Below are 3,382 nucleotides of genomic sequence, written 5' to 3'. Positions count from 1 at the left end.
GAATAAAAACGCTCTGAATCCCCTGTATTCGCAGGAATGCTTGGCGAAACTGTTTCCCCGGCGCTCACCACAGTCTGGATAACCTCGGGGACAGCTTTCTCCGGTGCCGGGGTTTTCGATACGGGCTCTGGAGCCTGCCCTTCTGAAGACGTGGCAGCCTCTCCGGCAATCTCTATGATAGCTACGGTCTGACCTACTTTAATCACGTCGTCAACCTCAAAGCACTTTTCCAGCAGCACTCCGTCAACCTCACTGGGCACTTCGGAATCCACCTTATCTGTTGCTATTTCAAATACGGCTTCATCAGCTTCTATGGATTCTCCAACTTCCTTCAACCAGGAGGTGAGCGTGGCTTCTGCAACACTCTCCCCCATTTGCGGTAATTTCAGTTCAAATTTTGACATATTCGTACCCGGATACCTTAATTAATGGTAATTTTTGCAAAAATAATAAAATTACCACCATTTTATTGATATATTTTCTATAACTCACCCCTTTAAAGACCCTTCAAAGGGAATCCGCTGCACAATGGAACGGCCGAGCGTAACTTCGTCGGCGTACTCCAGTTCATCCCCTACCGGAATCCCCCGCGCTATTGTGGAAAGGGTTACCGGGAGGCCTTCGAGTTGTCTGAAGATATAGAAATTGGTGGTATCACCCTCCATGGTGGCACTCAGGGCAAAAATCAATTCTCTTACATCTCCTCTCTTTACCTTGGTCACCAGGGACTCTATGGTCAGGTCGTGCGGACCCATCCCTTCCATAGGGGAGATCTTACCCCCCAACACGTGATATAGTCCCCGGTAATGCCCCGTATTCTCTATAGCCATGACATCCCGGATATCTTCGACAACACAGATCATCGTCCGGTCCCTCTTGCTACTGCTGCATATATCACAACACTCTGAATCAGAAATATTATGGCACTCGCGGCACTGTCGAATCCCGCTTCGGAATTCCTGAAGTGCCTCAACAAGCGATTCGGTTTGCCCTTCAGGCTGGCGAAGCAGATGCAAAACCAGCCTTAAGGCCGTTCGCTTTCCGATCCCCGGCAGGTAAGCCATTTCCGTGACCGCTTTCTCCAGCAATTTAGATGACATTTCCACAACTGCAAAACTACGTATCTATTTTAAGTTTTGTACTTTGGCTCCAAAATAAAATACCCCGGAAAGGACTGCCCACGGGCAGAAAAACATTTCGGAATCCACGCCCTGCCAGCCGTTATGACTCCTACGCATATCCTACTGCTTATAGGTTCTTACTTCCTCCTGCTGTTGCTTATATCGTATTTCACGGGGAAAAATGATTCCAATGAAGACTTTTTCAGGGCGGGAAAATCCGCTCCGTGGTTTTTAGTGGCCTTTGGGATGATTGGAGCTTCCCTTTCCGGTGTCACGTTTATTTCTGTTCCCGGAAGTGTGCAAGCCACTTCTTTCTCGTATATGCAGGTCGTTTTTGGATACCTGGCGGGTTATTTTGTAATCGCCTTTGTCCTGCTGCCTATTTATTACCGCATGAATGTTACCTCGATTTATGAGTATCTGGAGGAGCGTTTCGGATGGCACAGTTATAAGCTCGGGGCACTCTCCTTTTTTATATCCAGGGTGCTGGGGGCTTCTTTCAGACTCTTCCTGGTCGCCATAGTCCTCCAGCAGTTTGTATTCGATGCCTGGGGGGTTCCCTTTGAGCTTACAGTGGTGCTCTCCATAGTCCTTATCTGGGTATATACCTTTAAAGGCGGTATTAAAACTATTGTCTGGACCGATACCCTTCAGACCCTCTTTATGCTTTGTTCGGTAGGTCTTTCCATATACTTTATCAACCAGAAACTCGACTGGGGATTTATGGATTTTCTGAGTTCTGAAGAATTAAAGCAGTATAGCAAATTATGGTTTACCGGGGATTGGGCAGACCGGAACCACCTGCTTAAGTCGTTTCTGGGCGGGATGTTTATCACCATATGCATGACAGGCCTTGACCAGGATATGATGCAAAAGAACCTCACCTGCAAGAGTCTCGCCGATGCCCGGAAAAACATGATCTCTTTTAGCCTGGTCCTGGTGGTCGTCAACTTCGTTTTCCTCCTTTTAGGCGCTCTATTATTCATCTATTCCGATGCCTTTGAAATCGCAATCCCCAAAATGGACGGCAACAGCAGAACAGATCTCCTCTTCCCTGAAATTGCACTGAACAGCGGCCTGGGTATGGCCGTTGCGATAACCTTTCTGCTCGGGCTCATTGCAGCGGCTTATAGCAGTGCGGATAGCGCCCTTACCTCCCTGACGACTTCGTTTTGTATTGATTTCCTGGGCATGGACCGGCGGTCCGAGGAAGGCAAAAAAACCCTGCGGAAACAGACGCATATTGGGATGAGCCTGCTACTTATCGCAGTGGTGATTATCTTTAAATACGTTCTGGATCGCAATGTAATTGACGGGCTGCTCACTGTCGCGACATATACCTATGGCCCGTTACTCGGGTTATTTTCATTCGGAATACTAACTTCTTACGCCCTAAAGGACAAATATGTATGGGCGGTCGCCTCAGGGGTTATCCTGACGGTTGTTTTTCTGGCCAACTTGCCGGATTCCTGGCTCGGCGGTTATCAGATTGGGTATGAACTCCTCCCCTTCAATGGTCTGTTAACCTTTTTTGGCCTATGGCTTATTCGAAAACCCAAACCTCAAAGGGAATCCGGTAAATAAGTGCGCATAGACAACATCACAAGGGTGCAGGCTACAACAACTTCTATTCCCTCTGCCTCGAGAAGACCATAGAATTCTGGATTCTCCGTTCCAGGATTAAAAATCACCCGGATCGGATCCAACCGTATAATCTCATCGTAAAAGGCCTTTTGGCGGCTGGGGCGCATATAAAGCGTAACTGTGTGTACGGCTTCCATCCCCGTGAGCGAAGTCTGAATGCGTACTCCTTTCACCCTTCCCTGTCGCAGCCCGAAAGCCAGGGTGGGAACTCCCGCATCTACCAATCGCTCTATAGCGATGTAGCTGTACCGGCTCGGATTTGAAGACGCGCCAAAAACGAGTGTCTTTTCCATCAGTTGTTAAATACTGTTAAGTGTTGTAACGATCCGCTATTCCGTTCGTCTTTAAAACATGGTAGGAACAAAATATCATTGACCCGGCCAAGTTCTTTAGTTAATGGTTAGTGTTTAGTAGGGCCAGTTAATGATTGAAACCCCGTCCCATTCCAATATTGGGGATTGGCGGGGTTTCTTATTTTGTGACCTGAATGGCAAAACCGGCTTTAAGCCCTTTGATTTAGTCGGGGTGCAAATTGTCCTTATCCTAAAAAAAAAGCGGTCTGCACGTACATTGGTTGGTTGTACCTGGCAAGGCCGCTTTAAGAGAACCCCAATCCT

Annotated in this window: 4 protein-coding genes; 1 reads left to right on the top strand and 3 read right to left on the bottom strand. The window is 47.8% G+C overall.

Translation table 11 applies throughout. The features are described 5' to 3' along the window. Both WBV75_RS08695 and recR read right to left on the bottom strand, forming a co-directional pair. Positions 1-404 (bottom strand): biotin/lipoyl-containing protein (locus WBV75_RS08695; RefSeq protein ID WP_424120238.1); only part of this gene is annotated, 404 nt, incomplete at its 3' end. Positions 405-488: 84 nt separating this feature from the next. Then, the gene (gene recR, locus WBV75_RS08690; protein ID WP_424120237.1) at positions 489-1,106 is read right to left on the bottom strand and encodes a recombination mediator RecR; all 618 of its coding nucleotides are present in this window, start codon (positions 1,104-1,106) and stop codon (positions 489-491) included. A gap of 117 nt (positions 1,107-1,223) precedes the next feature. Here recR and WBV75_RS08685 point away from each other — a divergent pair, with 117 nt between their 5' ends. After that, positions 1,224-2,705 (top strand): sodium:solute symporter, encoded by a 1,482-nt coding sequence (locus WBV75_RS08685; RefSeq protein WP_424120236.1) that lies wholly within the window; start codon positions 1,224-1,226, stop codon positions 2,703-2,705. Here WBV75_RS08685 and WBV75_RS08680 read toward each other — a convergent pair. After that, positions 2,684-3,058, bottom strand: a complete 375-nt coding sequence (locus WBV75_RS08680) for a CoA-binding protein (RefSeq protein ID WP_424120235.1) — start codon at positions 3,056-3,058, stop codon at positions 2,684-2,686. The two genes, WBV75_RS08685 and WBV75_RS08680, sit on opposite strands and share 22 nt — an antisense overlap. Between the last annotated feature and the right edge of the window lie 324 nt (positions 3,059-3,382).

This window comes from Robiginitalea sp., from assembly GCF_049588695.1.
In the GTDB taxonomy this organism is placed as follows: Bacteria; Bacteroidota; Bacteroidia; order Flavobacteriales; family Flavobacteriaceae; genus Robiginitalea.
Note: the sequence above shows the minus strand (reverse complement) of the source record. Positions and strands in the feature narration are given on the sequence as shown.